The organism is Streptomyces sp. NPDC060000, assembly GCF_042737375.1.
Taxonomy (GTDB): Bacteria; Actinomycetota; Actinomycetes; order Streptomycetales; family Streptomycetaceae; genus Streptomyces.
Map to the genome: position 1 here is coordinate 239,846 of NZ_JBHWUU010000001.1, position 17,837 is coordinate 257,682.

Annotated in this window: 17 protein-coding genes and 1 riboswitch; of the genes, 7 read left to right on the top strand and 10 right to left on the bottom strand. The window is 71.6% G+C overall.

Going from position 1 to position 17,837, the window contains the following annotated elements; all coding sequences use genetic code 11:
* Positions 1–41 precede the first annotated feature (41 nt).
* Complete coding sequence (locus tag ACFWBB_RS01000) at positions 42–428, bottom strand: hypothetical protein (protein ID WP_385265111.1); 387 nt, start codon at positions 426–428, stop codon at positions 42–44.
* Positions 429–874: 446 nt separating this feature from the next.
* Between ACFWBB_RS01000 and ACFWBB_RS01005 the strand changes: the two genes are divergently transcribed.
* The 3 genes from ACFWBB_RS01005 (at position 875) to pgm (ending at position 3,767) form a co-directional block, all read left to right on the top strand.
* A complete protein-coding gene (locus ACFWBB_RS01005) occupies positions 875–1,744 on the top strand; it encodes a dioxygenase (protein ID WP_385265114.1) in 870 nt (289 codons plus the stop codon).
* Between the two features lie 99 nt (positions 1,745–1,843).
* The gene (locus ACFWBB_RS01010; protein ID WP_385265117.1) at positions 1,844–2,026 is read left to right on the top strand and encodes a hypothetical protein; all 183 of its coding nucleotides are present in this window, start codon (positions 1,844–1,846) and stop codon (positions 2,024–2,026) included.
* 100 nt (positions 2,027–2,126) lie between these two features.
* Positions 2,127–3,767 carry a phosphoglucomutase (alpha-D-glucose-1,6-bisphosphate-dependent) gene (gene pgm / locus ACFWBB_RS01015; RefSeq protein ID WP_385265120.1) on the top strand — a complete coding sequence of 547 codons (1,641 nt, stop codon included), beginning with the start codon at positions 2,127–2,129 and terminating at the stop codon, positions 3,765–3,767.
* 62 nt (positions 3,768–3,829) lie between these two features.
* Here the strand turns inward: pgm and ACFWBB_RS01020 are convergent, their stop codons facing one another.
* Together ACFWBB_RS01020 and ACFWBB_RS01025 are read right to left on the bottom strand one after the other, a co-directional pair.
* Positions 3,830–4,114: a hypothetical protein gene (locus ACFWBB_RS01020; protein WP_385265123.1), complete on the bottom strand. Its 285-nt coding sequence runs from the start codon at positions 4,112–4,114 to the stop codon at positions 3,830–3,832.
* A gap of 314 nt (positions 4,115–4,428) precedes the next feature.
* On the bottom strand, positions 4,429–4,848 hold the full coding sequence (locus ACFWBB_RS01025) for an SHOCT domain-containing protein (protein ID WP_385265126.1): 420 nt from the start codon (positions 4,846–4,848) through the stop codon (positions 4,429–4,431).
* A 669-nt stretch (positions 4,849–5,517) separates the two neighbouring features.
* Here ACFWBB_RS01025 and ACFWBB_RS01030 point away from each other — a divergent pair.
* From ACFWBB_RS01030 to ACFWBB_RS01040, 3 genes are all read left to right on the top strand, one after another.
* Positions 5,518–6,366, top strand: a complete 849-nt coding sequence (locus ACFWBB_RS01030; RefSeq protein ID WP_385265129.1) for a PP2C family protein-serine/threonine phosphatase — start codon at positions 5,518–5,520, stop codon at positions 6,364–6,366.
* Between the two features lie 50 nt (positions 6,367–6,416).
* The gene (locus tag ACFWBB_RS01035; protein ID WP_385265132.1) at positions 6,417–7,484 is read left to right on the top strand and encodes an MASE1 domain-containing protein; all 1,068 of its coding nucleotides are present in this window, start codon (positions 6,417–6,419) and stop codon (positions 7,482–7,484) included.
* Positions 7,485–7,676: 192 nt separating this feature from the next.
* A complete protein-coding gene (locus ACFWBB_RS01040) occupies positions 7,677–9,131 on the top strand; it encodes a WGR domain-containing protein (RefSeq protein ID WP_385265135.1) in 1,455 nt (484 codons plus the stop codon).
* Positions 9,132–9,284: 153 nt separating this feature from the next.
* Here ACFWBB_RS01040 and ACFWBB_RS01045 read toward each other — a convergent pair whose 3' ends face one another.
* From ACFWBB_RS01045 to ACFWBB_RS01075, 7 genes are all read right to left on the bottom strand, one after another.
* Positions 9,285–10,109 (bottom strand): DUF1684 domain-containing protein, encoded by an 825-nt coding sequence (locus ACFWBB_RS01045; protein ID WP_385265138.1) that lies wholly within the window; start codon positions 10,107–10,109, stop codon positions 9,285–9,287.
* A complete protein-coding gene (locus ACFWBB_RS01050) occupies positions 10,106–12,055 on the bottom strand; it encodes an ABC transporter ATP-binding protein (protein ID WP_385265141.1) in 1,950 nt (649 codons plus the stop codon). The genes ACFWBB_RS01045 and ACFWBB_RS01050 overlap by 4 nt, the downstream gene beginning before the upstream one ends.
* Positions 12,052–13,077, bottom strand: coding sequence for an ABC transporter permease (locus ACFWBB_RS01055; RefSeq protein WP_385265144.1), 1,026 nt, complete (start codon positions 13,075–13,077; stop codon positions 12,052–12,054). The genes ACFWBB_RS01050 and ACFWBB_RS01055 overlap by 4 nt, the downstream gene beginning before the upstream one ends.
* Positions 13,074–14,033 carry an ABC transporter permease gene (locus ACFWBB_RS01060; RefSeq protein ID WP_385265147.1) on the bottom strand — a complete coding sequence of 320 codons (960 nt, stop codon included), beginning with the start codon at positions 14,031–14,033 and terminating at the stop codon, positions 13,074–13,076. The genes ACFWBB_RS01055 and ACFWBB_RS01060 overlap by 4 nt, the downstream gene beginning before the upstream one ends.
* Before the next feature lie 8 nt (positions 14,034–14,041).
* Positions 14,042–15,664 (bottom strand): ABC transporter substrate-binding protein, encoded by a 1,623-nt coding sequence (locus tag ACFWBB_RS01065; protein WP_385265150.1) that lies wholly within the window; start codon positions 15,662–15,664, stop codon positions 14,042–14,044.
* Between the two features lie 214 nt (positions 15,665–15,878).
* A complete protein-coding gene (locus tag ACFWBB_RS01070) occupies positions 15,879–16,070 on the bottom strand; it encodes a putative leader peptide (RefSeq protein WP_385265153.1) in 192 nt (63 codons plus the stop codon).
* Positions 16,030–16,139, bottom strand: a riboswitch (SAM riboswitch). (Overlaps the previous gene by 41 nt.)
* Before the next feature lie 150 nt (positions 16,140–16,289).
* On the bottom strand, positions 16,290–17,105 hold the full coding sequence (locus tag ACFWBB_RS01075) for an SAM-dependent methyltransferase (RefSeq protein ID WP_385265156.1): 816 nt from the start codon (positions 17,103–17,105) through the stop codon (positions 16,290–16,292).
* 139 nt (positions 17,106–17,244) lie between these two features.
* Here ACFWBB_RS01075 and ACFWBB_RS01080 point away from each other — a divergent pair, with 139 nt between their 5' ends.
* Positions 17,245–17,778: a kinase gene (locus ACFWBB_RS01080; RefSeq protein WP_385265556.1), complete on the top strand. Its 534-nt coding sequence runs from the start codon at positions 17,245–17,247 to the stop codon at positions 17,776–17,778.
* Positions 17,779–17,837 lie beyond the last annotated feature (59 nt).

The following is a 17,837-nucleotide window of genomic DNA, read 5'->3' on the forward strand; positions in this document are numbered from 1 at the left end:
GCCCCCGGCCCGACGCGGGGGGACCGGAACCCCGGCGCGATTCAGTCCCCGGACTGCTGATCCCGCGGTTCCTGGGGGTCCACGCCGGTCACGGCGGAGGCGTCCTTGGTGCCGCTGGGGCGCTGGGAGCGACCCCTGGGTCCGGTGTCCCGACGGCCCTTCTCGTCGGCGTCGCCGTACCGCTCGCCGCGTGCGCCGTGACTCTTGACCGTGTCACCCGGAACGGACTTCGTCTCCTCCGCGGACCTGGTCCGGCCCCGGCCCTTGTCGTCGGCGTGCTCGGCCGTACGGAAGGAACGGGAGGCGCTCGGATTGTCCTGCTGGCGCGTCTCGTCCACGTCGGGCGACCAGCCGTGCTGCCCGGCGCCCTCGTGACGGCTCGGGCCCTTGCCGTGCGGGGGTTCGGACGAACGTGGTTTCTTCGACATGGTTCCGACCTGCCTGTTCATGGTCAGTGGAGGACGGCGGTCTCGCGTCGCCGAGTGACGTCAATTATCTCCTCTTGTCACATTTCGGGCACATCGTGGCGCCCGAATGCGGCTCCGGCAATTGTTGTCGAAATTGTTGATGATCCGTCGGTGTGGGACACGCTGTCCGCCCGGTGGCGTCGCCGCCCGAAGCGCGCCCGCACCGAGAGGGGAACCATGTCGGCAAGTACTCCGACGGCTACCAGACGCGGTGCAAGGCCGTGGACGGCGAGCTGGTGTGCCGGCCGACCCGGCCCTGGCCGACCGAGCGGAGGCGAAGCGCGTAGACGGGGGACCGGGACGGGGGGCCGGCGTCCCGAAGGAGGCGGTGGTGCTTCCCGCGTCGGTGGAGACTGGCTCCTGCACCAGCCCATCGGCCAGGAAGCCCCGAACCGCGAGGAACGAGCATGGACTTCACCGTCGAGACCGCCACCCGAACGGTCGTGGACAGCTTCCGTGACACCGGGGACCCGAGGCTGCGGGAGGTGGTGCAGAGCCTGACCCGCCACCTCCACGCCTTCGTACAGGACGTCGGGCCCACCATGGGGGAGTGGGCGGCGGCGATCGACTTCCTCACCGCCGTCGGCCAGAAGTGCGACGACACCCGGCAGGAGTTCGTCCTGCTCTCCGACGTCCTGGGCGTCTCCATGCTCGTCGAGACGCTCAACGGGGTGCAGGAGGGAACCGAGAGCACTGTCCTCGGCCCCTTCCACCTGAGCGAGTCCCCCCACCGGGACCTCGGCGACAGCATCGACCTCCTCGGCACCGGCCGCCCCTGTGTGGTCTCCGGCCGGGTCCTCGCCACGGACGGCACCCCGCTGCCCGGCGCCGGACTCGACGTGTGGCAGTGCAACGAGGAGGGCTTCTACGACGTACAGCAGCCCGATGTCCAGCCGCCGGGCAACGGACGCGGGCTGTTCCGCGCCGACGACGAGGGCCGCTTCTGGTTCCGTACCGTCGTCCCCTCCCCCTATCCGATCCCCACGGACGGGCCGGTGGGCACCCTGCTGCGCGCCACCGGCAGACACCCCTACCGGCCCGCCCACATCCACTTCATCGCGAGCGCCGAGGGCCACCGGCCGGTCACCACGCACACCTTCGTCGCCGGCAGTCCCTACCTCGACTCCGACGCCGTGTTCGCCGTCAAACAGGGCCTGATCGCCGACTTCACGCAGTCGTACGACGAGCGCGCGGCCGAGCGCTTCGGCGTGACGGCGCCCTTCACCCACGCCGGCTTCGACCTCGTCCTGGCGCCGGCAGCGAGGACATCACGGTGACCTTCACACGCGAGGCGCTGCCATGACGATCTGTGGTGTACCCAGCCCCCGGCGCTCCTGCGGGCCCGGCGTTCGGCGCTCGGGCGGGCGAAGTGGCCGATGAGCTCGGGGGCGTCCACCGCCGCGAGGTCGGCCGGACTCAACACCGCGGACATCTCCACCAACGACTCCGTCACCTCCACCGACCTCATGCTCCTCGGCCTGACCGTGCTCGCCCCGCACGTCGCGGGCATCGGCATCCGCATCGGCAGCGGCTGGTCGGTGCGCGGCCGCCGGCGCTGAGCGCTTCGGGCGGAAACCGACCCGTACTCGCGGACAGCGGCCACCACAAGGGAAGATGGAAGGCGCAAGCCATGATCGACCGATGTGGAGGAGCGGGCACATGCAGCACGAGCGAGCGGGCACGAAGGCCGGCCCCGAGGATCTCGTCGACGTCGCCCGGCTGGTAACGGCGTACTACGCGCTGCACCCCGACCCGGCCGACCCGGCGCAGCGGGTGGCGTTCGGCACCTCGGGGCACCGTGGATCCTCACTGAACACGGCGTTCAACGAGGACCACATCGCCGCGACCAGCCAGGCCATCTGCGAGTACCGGGCAGTCCAGGGCACCGACGGCCCCCTCTTCCTCGGGGCCGACAGCCATGCCCTGTCGGAGCCTGCCCGGGTCACCGCCCTCGAGGTGTTCGCGGCCAACGGAGTGACGGTCCTCATCGACAGCGCCGACGGCTACACGCCCACGCCGGCCGTCTCCCACGCGATCCTCACCCACAACCGCGGCCGTACCGCCGGCCTCGCCGACGGTGTGGTCGTCACGCCGTCGCACAACCCGCCCGCCGACGGCGGCTTCAAGTACAACCCGCCGAGCGGCGGCCCCGCCGGCTCCGACGCCACCTCATGGATCCAGGACCGGGCCAACGAGATCATCGCGTCCGGCCTGAAGGACGTACGGCGTATCCCCTACACCCAGGCCCTCGGCGCGCCCGCGACCGGCCGCTACGACTTCCTCGGCACCTATGTCGCCGACCTCCCGAGCGTTCTCGACCTGGACGCGATCCGTGCCGCCGGTGTCCGTATCGGTGCCGATCCGCTGGGCGGGGCGTCCGTCGCCTACTGGGGGCGGATCGCCGAACAGCACCGGCTCGACCTGACGGTCGTCAACCCGCTCACCGATCCCACCTGGCGTTTCATGACGCTCGACTGGGACGGCAAGATCCGCATGGACTGCTCGTCGCCGTACGCGATGGCCTCGCTCATCGAGCAGCGCGACCGCTTCCAGATCGCCACGGGCAACGACGCCGACGCCGACCGGCACGGCATCGTCACGCCTGACGCCGGCCTGATGAACCCCAACCACTACCTGGCCGCCGCCATCGCCTATCTCTACGCGCACCGTGAGCAGTGGCCGGCCGACGCGGGGATCGGCAAGACGCTGGTGTCGTCCTCGATGATCGACCGCGTCGCGGCCGACCTCGGGCGCCGACTGGTCGAGGTACCCGTCGGCTTCAAGTGGTTCGTGGACGGGCTGGTCGGCGGCTCGCTCGGCTTCGGCGGGGAGGAGTCGGCCGGCGCGTCCTTCCTGCGCCGCGACGGCTCCGTCTGGACCACGGACAAGGACGGCATCATCCTGGCGCTGCTGGCCTCCGAGATCACGGCGGTCACCGGGAAGACCCCGTCCGAGCACTACGCCGCCCTGACGGACCGCTTCGGCGCCCCTGCCTACGCGCGCATCGACGCCCCGGCCACCCGGGAGGAGAAGGCGCTTCTCGGCAAGCTCTCGCCCGCGCAGGTCACCGCCGACACCCTGGCCGGGGAGCCGGTCACCGGCGTGCTCACCGAGGCCCCGGGCAACGGCGCGTCCATCGGCGGCATCAAGGTGACCACCGCCAACGCCTGGTTCGCCGCCCGCCCTTCGGGCACCGAGGACGTCTACAAGATCTACGGCGAGTCCTTCCTCGGCCCCGACCACCTGCGCCGGGTGCAGGAGGAGGCCAAGGACGTGGTCGACGCGGCGCTGGGCGGCTGAGCCCCGGTCCCGGCAGGAGGCGCTCGCGCCGGGGCCCACGGCACGGTGGAGGCTTCGCCGGACTAGCGGGCGAGTGACCCGTTCTGGGTGTCGGACGCGGACTGCCACGCCCGCATACCCGCTCGGGACGCCTCCTTGGCCTGCTGCCACTTCGCGGCCGCCTGCTGGGCCGGAGGCACGTCCATGTCGCGGATCATGCGCCGACCCGCCGTGAGCACAGCGAAGGCCCCGACGGCCATGCCGGCGCATGCCACCGCGGCACCGGCCGCGGTGAGCACGGCAGCGATCCTGACGAGCCGGGTGTCGATCTCGATCGTCCGAGGGGAGTGCTGGTGGTGCTGGTTCATGACTCCACCATCCAACGTGGGTAACCGCCTCGCATCCCGACCAACGGCTCGGCCGCCGTACCGGATCGGGTGCGCATCGCCGGATGGCCTCCGGCACGCTCGGGACGACGCGGACCGCAGGCACCTTCCGCCGACGGTGACCACCGTCGACGGCAGCGGAAACCCTGGTTGCCGGTGCCGGTGCCGGTGCCGCTGTCGGAGGCAGGGGCGGCGACCCGGTGAACGGTGGCAGCGGGGGGCGTGGCACAGGCAGGAACCGCTGTGGACCACCCGCAGCACGCCGAGTCCTTCTGACGGGCTCGCCCGGCGTGCGGTCACGACTGGAGGACCTTCTCCTTGGCCTGACGGAACTCCTCGTCGGAGATGTCGCCGCGGGCCCGGATCTCCGAGAGCTTGGCGAGTTGGTCCGCCTCGCTGGCTGGGCCGGTGGCGCCGACGGTCTCGCGGATGTAGCGGTTCGTCTCTTCCATCTTGGCCCTGGCGTGCTCCTGTTCGCGCCTGCCCATGTCCTTGCCCCGGGCGATGAGGTAGACGAAGACGCCCAGGAAGGGGAGGACGATCGTGAAGACCAGCCATCCCGTCTTGGCCCATCCGCTCATGGAGTCGTCGCGGAAGATGTCGACGATGACGCGGAAGAGCAGGAAGATCCACATGACCCACAGGAAGATCCACATGATCGTCCAGAAGGCCCCCAGGACGGGGTAGTCGTAGGCCAGATTCACATAGCTGCGCATTGCTTCTCCTGATCGGTGGCGTCCGTGTCGAGGTCGCGGTGTGTGTGCGGGAGGAAGGACCACCGGCCCCTTGCTGCGGGCCGGCCGGGGCATACCGGACTCCCTTTCTGGCGGGTTGGGGTGACGTACGTCTTCAGGAGAGCCCCGGCGCGCACCGGACCGCATCACCCGGGGTGGGTGACTGGCCGGTCGTCGGCGGCCGGATGTTCGTGGCCGTGCCGGCGGCCGGCGGCGCCGGTGCGCAATCCGTGTCGCGCCATGGACCGGCCGGTTGCGCCGGTTCCGCTCGACCCGGTCCGTCCGACCCGCCGGGCGCATCGTCCGGCCGACCGACCGACGGGAGCGTCCTGCTCGTCGTGGACGCCGACGGCCCACGCGGACGCCAGGGCGCCGAACCCTTTTCGGCGGTGCGGCGGTGCGGCGGTGCGGCGGTGCGGCGGACGCCCTGGTACGCCTCGCTCGCCCGCGTGCCGGGGCGTCTCGCCTGGTCGAGGAATTGCGCAGCGACCGCGGCGGGTCCGCCCGACGCCTGCCCTGTCGGGCCCGCCCGACGCCTGCTCTGTCGGGCCGGCCGTACCTCGAGGCCGCTATCATCCTCTGAAGGTAAAATGTGTGGTTTGTGCGATATGGCGACCCTCTCGACGAGCTGCCGTCCCGCCGGAGTGATCAATGTCCCGCAAGCGCCCCACGGACGACGGCGACGAACTGCTGGCCAGACTCGGTTCGCTGACCGCCCAGGCGCGTGAACGCGCGGAGCTGCAGCGCTCCCGCGTGGAGCTGGCCCTCGCCCTCCAGCGCGGCATGCTGCCCAGGGACCTGCCCGCGGCACCCGGCTTCCGCCTGGCGGTGGAGTACGCACCGGCCTGCCACGGCCTCAACGTGGGCGGCGACTGGTACGACGCCTTCGGCATGCCGGACGGGCGCATCGGCCTGTCCATCGGAGACGTCCAGGGCCACAACATAGAGGCGACCGCGTTCATGGGCCAGGTCCGGGTCGGGCTGCGCGCCCTCGCCTCCGTCACCGGCGAGCCCGGCGACCTCCTCGCCCGGACCAACGAACTGCTCCTCTCCCTCGGCAGCGACCTGTTCGCCACCTGCACCTTCATGCGGCTCGACCCCGCCACCGGAGTTCTGGAGAGCGCCCGGGCCGGGCACATCCCGTGCGTATGGGCGACGGCGGACGGCAAGTCCGGCGTCGCCGAGGACGAGTGCGGTCCGCCCCTCGGGGTCCAGGAGGGCACGGACTACCCGGTCACCCGCTACCGGCTCACCAAGGGCGGAGTGTTCGTCCTGCTCACGGACGGCGTGGTGGAGGGGCCGACCCTGAGCGTCGAGGAGGGCCTCGACCAGGTCGTACGGCTCGCCGGCATCGCCGCCGTCGCGGGCATGGGAGCGGACTCGCTCGCCGCCGCGGTCATCAAGGGGGCCGAGCGCGTGGGGCACGAGGACGACGCGGCCGTGCTGGTCGTGGGACATGACGGGCGGACGGCTCCGGACGTCCCCCTGGTTGAGCCATAGGGCCGGACCCCGCGCGTCCCGCCTCGCCGACAGCGCCGCGCCGGTGTCTGATGGCTCCCGTGGTGGCTACCCCGGATCTGCGTCGACCAGCCGTCTCCGCCCTGCAGGTGCTGGCCGTCGCCCTCGGCTACTACGCGGCCGGGCGGCTGGGGCTGATGCGGGAGCTCACCGTCGAGGGCGCGGTCTTCACCCCCATCTGGCCGCCCACCGGCGTGGCGGTGGCCGGTCTGCTGATCTTCGGCATCCGCTGCTGGCCCGGTATCACCCTCGGCTCCCTCTTCGTCATCATGTCGCTGACCTCCCTACGGCCCGCGGTCATCGGCAACCTGATCGGCAACACCGCCGCTCCCGTCTGCGCGTACCTGATGCTGCGCAGGGTGGGCTTCCGCAACGACCTGGCCCGGTTGCGCGACGGCCTCGCGCTGGTGTTCCTGGGCGCCCTCACCGCCATGCTGCTGAGCTCGACCATCGGTGTCGGTCTCCTCGTCCTCACCGACAAGCTGGCCACGCACAGCTTCTGGTCCGTCTGGCTGGCCTGGTGGGTCGGCGACGCCATGGGCGTTCTGATCGTCACGCCGGTCCTGCTCGTGCTGCACACGATCAGCAGGCCTTTCAGCCGTCCGACCCGCTGGACAGAGGCCCTGGGCCTCGCCCTCATCTCCTGCGCTCTCGTCCCGCTGGCCACCTACAGCCCCGTCAGCCTGCTCTTTCTCGTCTACCCCCTGCTGATCTGGGCGGCGCTGCGTTTCCAGCTCGCCGGCAGCATGCTCTGCGCGCTCTTCACGTCGGTCATGGCCACGGTCGCCGCGACGGACGGCGTCGGACCCTTCGAGCGCCTCAGTCGCGTCGAAGTGATGATCAAGCTCCAGGCCTTCAACGGGACGATGGCCCTGACCGCCCTGCTGCTCTCCGCGGTGATCACCGAACAACGCAACACCAGACGCTCGGTGGAACGCGCCTGCCAGGAACTGGTGGAGGTCCTGGAACACCTCGCCGCGGGCGACGCCCCGCCCGGGCGCCCGGCGAACGACGTCGAGGGCATCGACGCCGGCAAGGACACCGGAGCCGGCGAAGGCACCCAGGACACCGATGACCCCAAGGGCAGGGGACAGGGGTGACCTGAAGCCTGAAGCCTGAAGCCTGAAGGCGGTCCGGGCGCGTCCCTGCGCCGGGCCGGTGCCTGCTGCTCGGCGGGCGGCCCGGCGGGGGCGCCGGACGCTCCCCGACGTGATTGTCAGTGCCTGCGCCTACGGTTCGGGGAGTGGGACCTGCCGGAACGGCCGCGGGTCCACCCTGGGGAGGGGTTTGTCATGGCTACCGGGTCGAGCACCGTGTCGACGACGTATCTGGAGCTCTCGCAGGACAGCGGCGGCGCGCACAAGTTCTACGAAGTGGCCGTGGACGGCGTGGTGGTGACGGTGCGGTACGGGCGGATCGGCGCCGCCGGGCAGACGCAGACGACGACGTTCCCCACCGCCGAGAAGGCGCGGGCCGCCGCCGCGCGCAAGCTCGGCGAGAAGGTCCGCAAGGGATACGCCCCCGCCGTCGCCGGACAGCGTCCCCCGCGTGCGGTGACCCGCCGTCAGGTGACCTCGGCGCCGTCCACCGCGCGCGCCGTGGCACCGGTGCTGTGGCGCTTCCGCACCGGTTCCTCGGCCTTCGGCATCCACGTGGACGACGACCGCTGCTGGGTCGGCAACCAGTCGGGCGACGTCTACACCCTGGACCACGAGGGTGCGGTCCTGGCCCGCTTCAGCCTGCCGGACGGCGTGAAGTGCCTGGTCGCCGACGACTTCTGGATCTACGCGGGCTGCGACGACGGCAAGGTCTACGACCTGTCCTCGAAGCTCCCGTTCGCCGCGTACGACATCACGGCCGACGTCGACATCTTCTGGCTGGACATCCACGAGGGCCTGCTGAACGTCTCGGACCGCGACGGCCGGCTCACCGTCATCGACCACGAGGACGAGCACCAGTGGGCCCGGCGCAGCCAGGGCGAGCACGCCTGGATGGTCCGCGCGGACGACCGGGCCGTCTACCACGGTCACCACCGGGGCGTCACCGCCTACGCCCCCGACGGCAGCGGCGAACTGTGGCACACGCAGACCCGCGGCGGCGTCCTGTTCGGCTGGCAGGAGGACGACGCCGTGTTCGCGGGGACCGCGCACAAGGTGGTGCAGCGGCTGTCGAAGGCGACCGGCGCGGTCGAGGCCACCTACGGCTGCGACAGCGCGGTGTACTCGTGCGCCACCTCGCCCAGCGGGCGGTTCGTCTTCGCCGGTGACGCGTCGTCGTCCGTCTACTGCTTCGACCGGGACGGCACGCGCCTGTGGAAGCTCGGCACGGGCGGCGGTTCGGCCCTGTCGATGCAGTACCGCGACGAACGGCTGTACGTGGTGACCACGGACGGCTCGCTGGTGTGCGTGGACGCGAGCGAGACGGCCATCGCCGCGGCCCAGCAGGGCACGGTGCCGGTGGCCCGGGACGTCAAGCTCGCCGCGGCCCTGCCGACCTATGTGCCCGCCACTGCCGCGACCACGGTGGCCACCGTGGCTCACGCACCCTCCGGCGCGGTCGTCGTCGAGTGCGTCCGGACGGCCGGCCGGGTCCGGGTGCACGTGGTGTCCGACGGCTACGACTCGTCGTGGAACGTCCAGTTCCCGCGCGAGATACGCGAGCCCGGGGCGCGCTACGTCGTGGACTCCCTGCACACGGCGGCCGGCGGCTTCTACCGGGTCCGCGGTGACATCCGACGCCTGGTGTGACCGGGGCGCGCGGTGCCGGCGGCCGGTCGCCGTGCCGTGCGTTCCCGCGCCCCCTCGCTCACCGGCCGGTCCGCTCCGAGCGCTCCAGGATCTGCTCCGCCGTCCCGACCACCTCAGGGCCGGGTCGGCTCATCGGTGCCCGGTGCCCGGTGCTCATGACCCGCCCCGCTCGCGGGGGATCCTCTCGCCGGCCTCGACCGGCACGGGCAGCCGGTTCTCCGCCGGCGGCAGCGGGCAGGTGGCCAGATCGGTGTAGGCGCACGGCAGGTTCGTCGCCCGGTTGAAGTCCAGGACGACCGTGCCGTCGGCGGCGGGCCCGTCCAGCGCGAGAGCCCGGTTGGCCGCGTACGTGGTGACCCCGGAGGTCGCGTCGGTGAACAGCACCAGCAGACTGCCCGGCCCGTGACCGGGGAACGCGGTCAGCGCCAGCGGCTGCCCGGCCAGCTCGAACTCGATCCGGCCCGGCGCGTCGTACACGTGCTCCAGACCCTCGACCGCCGCGCCCACGGTCGTCGGCCTGGGCTCGTCGAACGCCGTGTAACGGCCGGTCACCACCCAGCGCGGATGCGGGGCGTAGGCCGGCGTTCCGGTGAAGGCGGTGCGCAGCGATGCCTCGGGGTGCCGGGGCCGGACGATGTCCTGTCCGCCGCGCTTCGCCACCTCGATGACGGCGTCGCCCCATACGGCGTTGACGCCGCCGCGCTCAGGGAGCACCCCGAAGCGGTGCTCGCCCCGGACGGTGGCGCCGTCGACGACCAGTTCCTCGCCCTCGTCGAGCACCACGACGACTCCGTCGGCGCCGGTCGACCACGCTCCCGGAGCGTCCGGGAAGCGCTCCGGCCGCTCACTCAGCCAGTGCAGGCCGGTGACGGCCAGGAACCCGTGCGGGTCGGCGAGCCGCTCCTCCTGCCGGCGATGCCATTCCTGCCAGTCGCGGACGAAGGCGTCGAGGTCTGCCGACGTGTCGTGAACGGTCATTCGAGCTCCTTGGGTTCGTGCGACGCGGCCCCGGCCGACGCGTGGCGGCCGCCGGGGATCGCCGCGAGCAGTTCGCGGGTGTAGTCGTGGCGGGGACGGGTGAACAACTCCTCGGCGGTGCCCGTCTCGACGATGCGGCCGGACCGCATGACGGCGACCTGGTGGGCGATCTGACGTACGACGGCCAGGTCGTGCGAGATGAACAGGTACGCCACCCCGGTGTCGGCCTGGAGCTCGGCGAGCAGGTCGAGCACCTGCGCCTGGACGGACACGTCGAGCGCCGACACCGGTTCGTCGCACACCACCAGGTCCGGCGAGAGCGCGAGGGCGCGGGCGATCGCGACACGCTGCCGCTGCCCGCCGGACAGTTCCGCCGGGCGACGGCTCAGCACCGAGGCGGGCAACGCCACCTTCTCGAGCAGTTCCCGCGCCCTGGCGAGCCGGGAGGCACGGTCACCGACCCGGAACGCGCGCAGCGGCTCGGTGATCACCTCACCGATGGAGAACCGGGGGTCCAGCGAGGCGTACGGGTTCTGGTAGACCAGCTGGGCCCGCCGGCGCAGTTGCCGGGCCGGTGCCCCGCGGGCGGCGGTGACATCGGCGCCGTCGAACAGGACGCTCCCGGCACTCGGATCGGCCAGCCGCAGCACCAGTCGGGCGGTGGTGGACTTTCCCGAGCCGGATTCCCCGACCAGGGCCAGCGTCCGGCCGCGGTGCAGGGTGAGGCTGACGTCGTCGACCGCGCGCAGGGTGCGGGCCGCGCCCTCGGCCGCGGGCAGCCGGAACTCCTTGACCAGGTTGCGGGCCTCCACCAGCGGTGTCCCGTCGGGGGCCGGCACGGTGGCGGAGCCCGCGGGGCGCGGGCGGGCCGTGGCGAGGCTGGGCGCACTGGCCAGCAACCGCCGGGTGTACGCGTGCCGCGGGTTCTCCAGGATGTCGCGGGTGGGACCGGCCTCCACGACCCGGCCCTCGGACATGACCACGATCCGCTGGGCCCGGTCGGCGGCCACGCCGAGATCGTGCGTCACCAGCAGCACGGCGGTGCCGGACTCTTCGGTGAGGTGCTGGAGGTGGTCGAGGATGACCCGCTGCACGGTGACGTCCAGCGCGCTGGTCGGCTCGTCGGCGATGATCAGCTTCGGCTTCGCGGCGATCGCGACCGCGATCAGGGCCCGTTGGCGCATCCCGCCGGACAGCTCGTGCGGGTACTGCCGGGCGCGGGTCGCCGCGTCGGGCAGCCCCGCCCGGTCCAGGATCTCGATCGCGGCCGACGGCGCGGAGCGCCGGGTCGCCAGTCCGTGGATGCGCAGGACCTCGGCGACCTGCTCACCGACGCGTTTGACCGGGTTGAGCGACACCGTCGGGTCCTGGGGCACCAGCCCGATCTGCGCGCCGCGTACGGTGCGCAGCTCCCGTTCGGACAGTGCGGTGAGGTCGTGGCGGCCGAAGCGGACCGTACCGGCGTCGATGCCGCCGTTGGCCGCCAGCAGCCGGGTGATCGCGTGCGCGGTCGTGCTCTTCCCGGAACCCGACTCGCCGACCACGGCGGTGATCTGCCCCGGCCACACGTCGAGGTCCACGCCCCGCACCGCGCGCACGGTGCCGCCACGGGTGCGGTACGACACCGACAGTCCCCGCACTTCCAGCAGCGCGGGTTCCCCGGCCGAGACCTCGTCGGGTACGGCCGCGTCGGGTTGGGGGTGGTCGGGTACGGGTCGGTCGCTGACGGGCTGGTGGGTGACGGCCTCGCCGGTCACGGCCTTGCCGGTCACCGGTTGGTCGGTCACCGTCTCCTCGGTCGCCGCCTTGCCGGTCGTGAGCCGGTGGGCGACGGCCTCGCCGTTCGGGGGATGGTCGGTCACGGGTTGGTCGGTCACGGCCTCGGGCACCGGTTCGTCCGTCTCGGGTTCGTTCGTCGCGGGTTCGTTCGTCAGGGGGCCGGTCATCGCTGTCGGGACCATTCGCCGTCCAGCGCTCGCGCGACGCGGTTGGTGGCGAGGCCCGTCGCCGCGATCGCAAGCCCGGGCAGCGCGGTGAGCCACCAGGCGTTGGCCAGGTAGTTTCGCCCGTCGGAGATCAACGTGCCCCATTCCGGCGCCGGCGGTGGCGCCCCGTAGCCGAGGAAACTCAGCGACGACACGGCGAGGATGGCCGAGCCGAACTCGAGGGTCGCGAGCACGATCACCGGGCCCGCCGCGTTGGGCAGCACGTGCCGGCCCAGCACCGAGTACCAGCGGGCCCCGCAGGAGCGCGACGCCTCGACGAAGACGGCCTGCCGCACGCGCAGCACCTCCGCGCGGGTCACCCGGGCGAAGCCGGCGACGCTGGCGATGCCGACCGCGACCGCCACCTTCACCGTCCCGTAGCCCAGCGCGGTGACCAGGGCCAGCGACAGGAACAGCGACGGGATCGACAGCAGCACGTCGACGAAGCGCATCAGCACGTCCTCGACCCAGCGGCCCACGAACCCGGCGACCAGGCCGATGAGACCGCCGACGACGAACGCGAACCCCACCGCGATCAGCGTCGCCTTCAGCGACAACTGCGCCCCGTGCACCACGCGGGAGAACACGTCACGGCCCAGCTCGTCCGTGCCGAACCAGTGCCCGCCGCCGGGACCGCGGAAGTTCTCCGAGGGCACCCCGTGCAGCGGGTCCTGCGAGGTGAACAGGCCCGGCCGGAACGCGGCCAGCACCACCAGCACCAGCACCGAAGCCGAGACCAGCAGCCCGGGCCGGCGCAGCAGGAAGCGCAGGCCCCGCAGCGCTCCGGCCCGGCGCCCGGGACTCGCGGGCCCCTGATCGGCGACGGGATCCACCGGTCGGGCCAGGCCGGCCGCGGCTTCGGCGGTTCCCGCAGGCTCGGTGGTTCCTGCGGCCCCGGTGGCCCCGGTGGCTCCGGTCGTTCCGGTCGTTCCGGTCGTTCCGGTCGCTCCGGCGGCGACATCGTCGGCGAGGGTCCGGCTCATGCGGGACGCACCTTCCTGTTCGAGGCCACCACGATCCGCGGGTCGAGCAGCGGGTAGACGAGATCGACGATCAGGTTGGCCGCCACGAAGATCAGCGCCCCGAACACCACCACCCCCTGGACCAGCGGAATGTCCTGCACCGTGACCGCGGCGGCGGTCACCCGGCCCAGGCCGTCGCGCGAGAACACCGTCTCGACGACGACCGAACCGGCGATCAGCTGGCCGGCCAGCAGTCCGACGACCGTCAGGGCCGGCAGCGAGGCGTTGCGCAGTGCGTGCCGCAGGTGGATCCGCAGCCGGCCGGCGCCCTTGGCCCGCGCCGTCTCCACATAGGCCTGGTCCAGCGCCGTCAACAGGCTCTTGGCCAGCACCTGCGCCACCAGGGCACCGGTCGGGATCGCCAGCGTCACCGCCGGCAGCACCAGGCCGCGCAGTCCGTCGTTGCCGAACGCGGGGAACAGCCTGGTCCGGAAGGAGAACAGCTCGACGAGCACCAGCCCGACCCAGAAGGTCGGCACCGACACCCCCAGCGGCGGCAGCGACAGCAGCAGTTGCCGCAGCCACCGCCGGCCGGTGCAGGTCGCCAAGACCGCCAGACCGCCGCCGAGGAACACCGCGAGCAGCAGCGCCGCTCCGGTCAGCTGGAGGGTCTGCGGCAGCGCGTCGGCCAGCGTCGCGGTCACCGGCCGTCCGGTGGACACCGAGTCGCCGAAGTCGCCGCGCACCGCCCTGCCGAGATGGTCGGCGTACTGCGCCGGCACCGGTTTGTCGAAGCCGTACTCGCGCCGCAGCGCGGCGAGTTGGGCCGGATCGACCTGGCCCGTGTCCGCGCCGGCGCCCGCCATCGCGGAGACGGGGTCACCGGGCAGGTAGTCCAGCACGAGGAAGGAGACCGTGTAGGCCGCCCACAGCACCCCGAGTGCCTGCGCGAGGCGTTTGACCACGTAGAGACGCATGCGGGCCGCTATCCGATCCAGGTGTCGTGCAGCTGGATCCGGCTGGAGGCCTCGAATTCGAGGTCGTGCACCTTCTTCGCCACTCCCAGCTGGGTCTGGAGCTCCACCACGGGCACGACGTAGGCGTTCTGCACCATCAACTGCTGAGCTTGGATCACCAGTTGCTTGCGCTTGGCCGCGTCGGTCGTCGCGGCCTGCTGGGTCAGCGCGGAGTCCAGCGGGCTCACCGGCAGGTGGTAGAAGTTGGCCAGCAGGGTGGAGTACGAGCTGCGCAGGATGTCCGGGTCGGCCCGGGTCACGTTCCCCCACACCGCGTCGAAGTCACCGGACTGAAGCGTGGGGGAGAACTGGGTGATCTGGAGCTGCTTGAGCACCACGTCGACGCCGACGGCCTTGAGCTGCTGCTGGATCAGCTCCAGCGCGGGCTGGTTGGTGGCCGCGTTGGCGAACCACTTGACGGTCAGGCTCAGCTTCTTCCCGTCCTTGACCCGGGTGCCGTCGCTGCCCGCCTTCCAACCGGCCGAGTCCAGCAGTGACTTCGCCTTGGCCGCGTCGAAGGACAGGCCGGCGGAGAGGTCGGTGTAGTCCGGCGTGGTGTGCGCCAGAATGCTGGTCGCCGGCTTGGTGCCGGTCGGAAACACGGCGTCGACGATCTGCTGCCGGTCGATGGCGAACAGGATCGCCTGACGCACCTTCGTGTCCTTGAGGAGCGCCCGGGAGTTGTTGAATCCCAGGTTGAACACCACGCCCGGGTTGGCCCGTTGCCGAAGGTTCACCTGGCCGCCCTTGAGCGCTGCCTCGTTGGCCCTGCCGACGCTGCCGATCGCGTCCACCTGGCCGGACTGCAGGCTGCCGCTGCGTACGCCCGCCTCGGGCACCACCTTGAACACCAGCTTGTCCAGGTACGCCTCGCCCTTCTTGGTCCACAGCGAGGAACCCCAGGTGTACCCGTCGCGTTTGGCCAGGGTGATCGACTGGTTCTGCACATAGCCCTTCAGTACGAACGGCCCCGAACCGGCCACGCCCTTGCTGCACTTCTCCTGCGGGCTCTCCTTCGCGCTCGCCGACGACTCGATCCCCAACGAGTGTGTCGCCGTGGCCTGGAGGAACTGCGCGTTGGGCTGCTTGAACCGCACCCGCACCGTCAGCGCGTCCACCGCGGTGGTGCTCTCCACGCCGCTCAGGTATCCCTGGGCGAGCGTCCCCAGGGCGCCGAGCTTCGGCACGGCGTCGAAGTTGTCCTTGACCACCTGCGCGGTCAGCGGTGTCCCGTCGCTGAAGGTCACACCCGATCTCAGGTGGAACGTGAACGTCGTGGTGTCCGGGCTGACGTCCCAGCTCCTGGCGAGCCACGGCACGATCTTGCCGGTCTTGGGATCCTGGTCGGTCAGGGAGTCCACGACCTGACGCAGTGAGTAGATGGTGTCGTTGCTGCCCACCTGCTGCGGGTCCACGCAGCCGGCGTCGGAACTCACCGCGAAGGTCAGGGAGCCGCCCGGCTTCGGCCGGCCGCCCTCGCCGCTGGAGGTGCCGCTGCCGCTCGACGAGCAGGCGCTCAGCAGCAGGCTGCCGGTCACCAGCGCGGCGAGTGCCGTCCAGCGGTGGGTACGGGAATCCGGATGCGCTGTCACGGGATGGTTCTCCTACTCCAAGGTCACCGCGCACATGCCGGGGCGGAGCACGGCCGTGGCGATGGGCGGACGGTGCCGGGCCCGCGGGTCGCCACGGGCCGGCACTGCTCAGAACTGTTCAGGGGGAGGGGAGTCGACGGCCGATGTCTTCGGCCCTGTCGACGACGGCGTGACCGCGCGGTGGGCGAGGGTCAGCCGGCGGGAAGGGGCGTGATCAGCCCTGACACAGACAGCTGGCGGACCGCTGCAGGTCGATGTGGCGACGGCGTGAGAATCCGGAGAACAGCGCCGCGGTCGTGATCGAGGCACTCGGGTTGCCGCTGTGCCGCACGCTGGCCCTCCACCTCTCAGGCCCCTCGACCGGGGCCACGCGCTTGCGGAGTCGGTGACCCCGCCGGGCTTTCACCTGGAGCACCCCACCGCGGAGGAGGGTTGCCGGTCAGCAAGCCAGGGCTGGACGCTGACACTCAATGCCGCTGTCGACCTTACGTAGTACTCACATTGTCCGTCAATATCGGTACGAGGGTCGGACAACTCCGCCGCACCGGCCGTGACGGGCCGGTGCGGCGGAAGGACCGTCAGCGCGCGACGGCCGGCCGTCCTGCCGGGACGGCGGCGGCGCCGGTCACGGCTTACGGGCGAGGCCGCCGTGTTCGCCGATGACGTCCGGGGCGGGGGAGGTGGTCTCCGGGCGCCAGAGCGGGACCGCGACGACGCCGGGGTCCAGGAGTTCCAGGCCCTCGAAGTACGCGGTGATCTGGTCGACCGTACGCAGGTTGTACGGGACGGCGCCGCTTTCGTTGTAGGCGTCCTGGGCCGCTTCGAAGACCGGGTCGATGCCCCGCGAACCGTCGTTGACGGAGAGGTAACTGCCGGACGGCAGCGCCGCCATCAGCGTGGTGACGATGGAGCGGGCCCGGTCGTAGTCGGCGATGTGGCCCAGGATGTTGCTGAGGATGAGCGCGGTGGGACGGGTGAGGTCCAGAGTCTCGGCGGCCGCCGCCAGAATGTGCTCCGGGTCCAGCACGTTGGCGTCGACATAGGAGGTCGCGCCCTCCGCGGTGGAGTAGAGCAGCGCGCGGGCGTGCGCCAGGACCATCGGGTCGTTGTCGACGTAGACGATCCGGGACTCCGGGGCGATCCGCTGGGCGACCTCGTGGGTGTTCTCGGCGGTCGGCAGGCCGGTGCCGATGTCCAGGAACTGTCGTATGCCGGCCTCGGAGACCAGGTGGGTGATGTTGCGGCGCAGGAACGCGCGGCTGCTCCGTGCGATGGTGACGATGCCGGGAAACACGGCGGTGTAGGCGTCGCCGGCCTGTTCGTCGACGGGATAGTTGTCCTTCCCGCCCAGCCAGTAGTTCCAGATGCGGGCGGAGTGCGGCACCGATGTGTCGATCTTCTGATGAGCCGCCGGTCCGGGCGAGGTCACATGGTCGGTCATGAGGGGCGTCCGTCTTTCAGCCGAGGCGTGAGCAGTTCGAGCCACAACTTACGTCCCAACGCCCCTGCTACGTACATCCGTTCACTTTTTCGGTGTCCGGGCCGGCCGTGTCGTCGGTGGCGGTAGCGTGACGGCGGTGATGGTGGGCACCCGGGAGACCCGGCTGATCGTGCTGCGGGGCAACAGCGCCTCGGGCAAGTCGGCGGTGGCGGCCGGTCTTCGCGACCGGTTCGGCCGGGGCCTGGCCCTGGTCGGGCAGGACCACCTCCGCCGGGTCGTGCTGCGCGAGCACGACCGGCCCGGTGCGGCGAACATCGGCCTGATCGAGGCCGTCGCCCGCTACGCCCTGGACGCCGGGTACCACGTCGTCCTCGAGGGCATTCTGTACGCCGACCGGTACGGCCCCATGCTCGAGCGGCTGCGCGCCAACCACCGCGGCCCGACTTACGGCTACTACCTCCAGGTGCCGTTCGCCGAAACCCTCGTGCGCCACGCCACCAAGCCGATCGCCCACGAGGTCGGCGAGGCGGACCTGCGATCCTGGTACCGCGACCTCGATCTGCTGCCGGGTGGCGTCGAGACCGTCATCGGTGCCGACAGCTCCCTCACGCAGACCGTCGACCGCGTCATGCGGGACACGGGCCTGGACCGCCTGCCCACCCGGGAACACTGACAACCGGGCCTGTCCCCGCCCCCGTACCCGCCGAGTCGGTTGCAGCTTGAACTTCGTTG

Excerpts from the sequence above, each read along its gene's own strand:
- ACFWBB_RS01080 (WP_385265556.1), top strand. The coding sequence starts at position 17,245 with ATGGTGGGCACCCGGGAGACCCGGCTGATCGTGCTGCGGGGCAACAGC.
- ACFWBB_RS01005 (WP_385265114.1), top strand. The coding sequence starts at position 875 with ATGGACTTCACCGTCGAGACCGCCACCCGAACGGTCGTGGACAGCTTC.
- ACFWBB_RS01055 (WP_385265144.1), bottom strand. The coding sequence starts at position 13,077 with ATGAGCCGGACCCTCGCCGACGATGTCGCCGCCGGAGCGACCGGAACG.
- ACFWBB_RS01010 (WP_385265117.1), top strand. The coding sequence starts at position 1,844 with ATGAGCTCGGGGGCGTCCACCGCCGCGAGGTCGGCCGGACTCAACACC.
- ACFWBB_RS01000 (WP_385265111.1), bottom strand. The coding sequence starts at position 428 with ATGTCGAAGAAACCACGTTCGTCCGAACCCCCGCACGGCAAGGGCCCG.
- ACFWBB_RS01040 (WP_385265135.1), top strand. The coding sequence starts at position 7,677 with ATGGCTACCGGGTCGAGCACCGTGTCGACGACGTATCTGGAGCTCTCG.
- ACFWBB_RS01075 (WP_385265156.1), bottom strand. The coding sequence starts at position 17,105 with ATGACCGACCATGTGACCTCGCCCGGACCGGCGGCTCATCAGAAGATC.
- ACFWBB_RS01050 (WP_385265141.1), bottom strand. The coding sequence starts at position 12,055 with ATGACCGGCCCCCTGACGAACGAACCCGCGACGAACGAACCCGAGACG.
- ACFWBB_RS01025 (WP_385265126.1), bottom strand. The coding sequence starts at position 4,848 with ATGCGCAGCTATGTGAATCTGGCCTACGACTACCCCGTCCTGGGGGCC.
- ACFWBB_RS01045 (WP_385265138.1), bottom strand. The coding sequence starts at position 10,109 with ATGACCGTTCACGACACGTCGGCAGACCTCGACGCCTTCGTCCGCGAC.
- ACFWBB_RS01020 (WP_385265123.1), bottom strand. The coding sequence starts at position 4,114 with ATGAACCAGCACCACCAGCACTCCCCTCGGACGATCGAGATCGACACC.
- ACFWBB_RS01060 (WP_385265147.1), bottom strand. The coding sequence starts at position 14,033 with ATGCGTCTCTACGTGGTCAAACGCCTCGCGCAGGCACTCGGGGTGCTG.
- pgm (WP_385265120.1), top strand. The coding sequence starts at position 2,127 with ATGCAGCACGAGCGAGCGGGCACGAAGGCCGGCCCCGAGGATCTCGTC.
- ACFWBB_RS01035 (WP_385265132.1), top strand. The coding sequence starts at position 6,417 with ATGGCTCCCGTGGTGGCTACCCCGGATCTGCGTCGACCAGCCGTCTCC.
- ACFWBB_RS01030 (WP_385265129.1), top strand. The coding sequence starts at position 5,518 with ATGTCCCGCAAGCGCCCCACGGACGACGGCGACGAACTGCTGGCCAGA.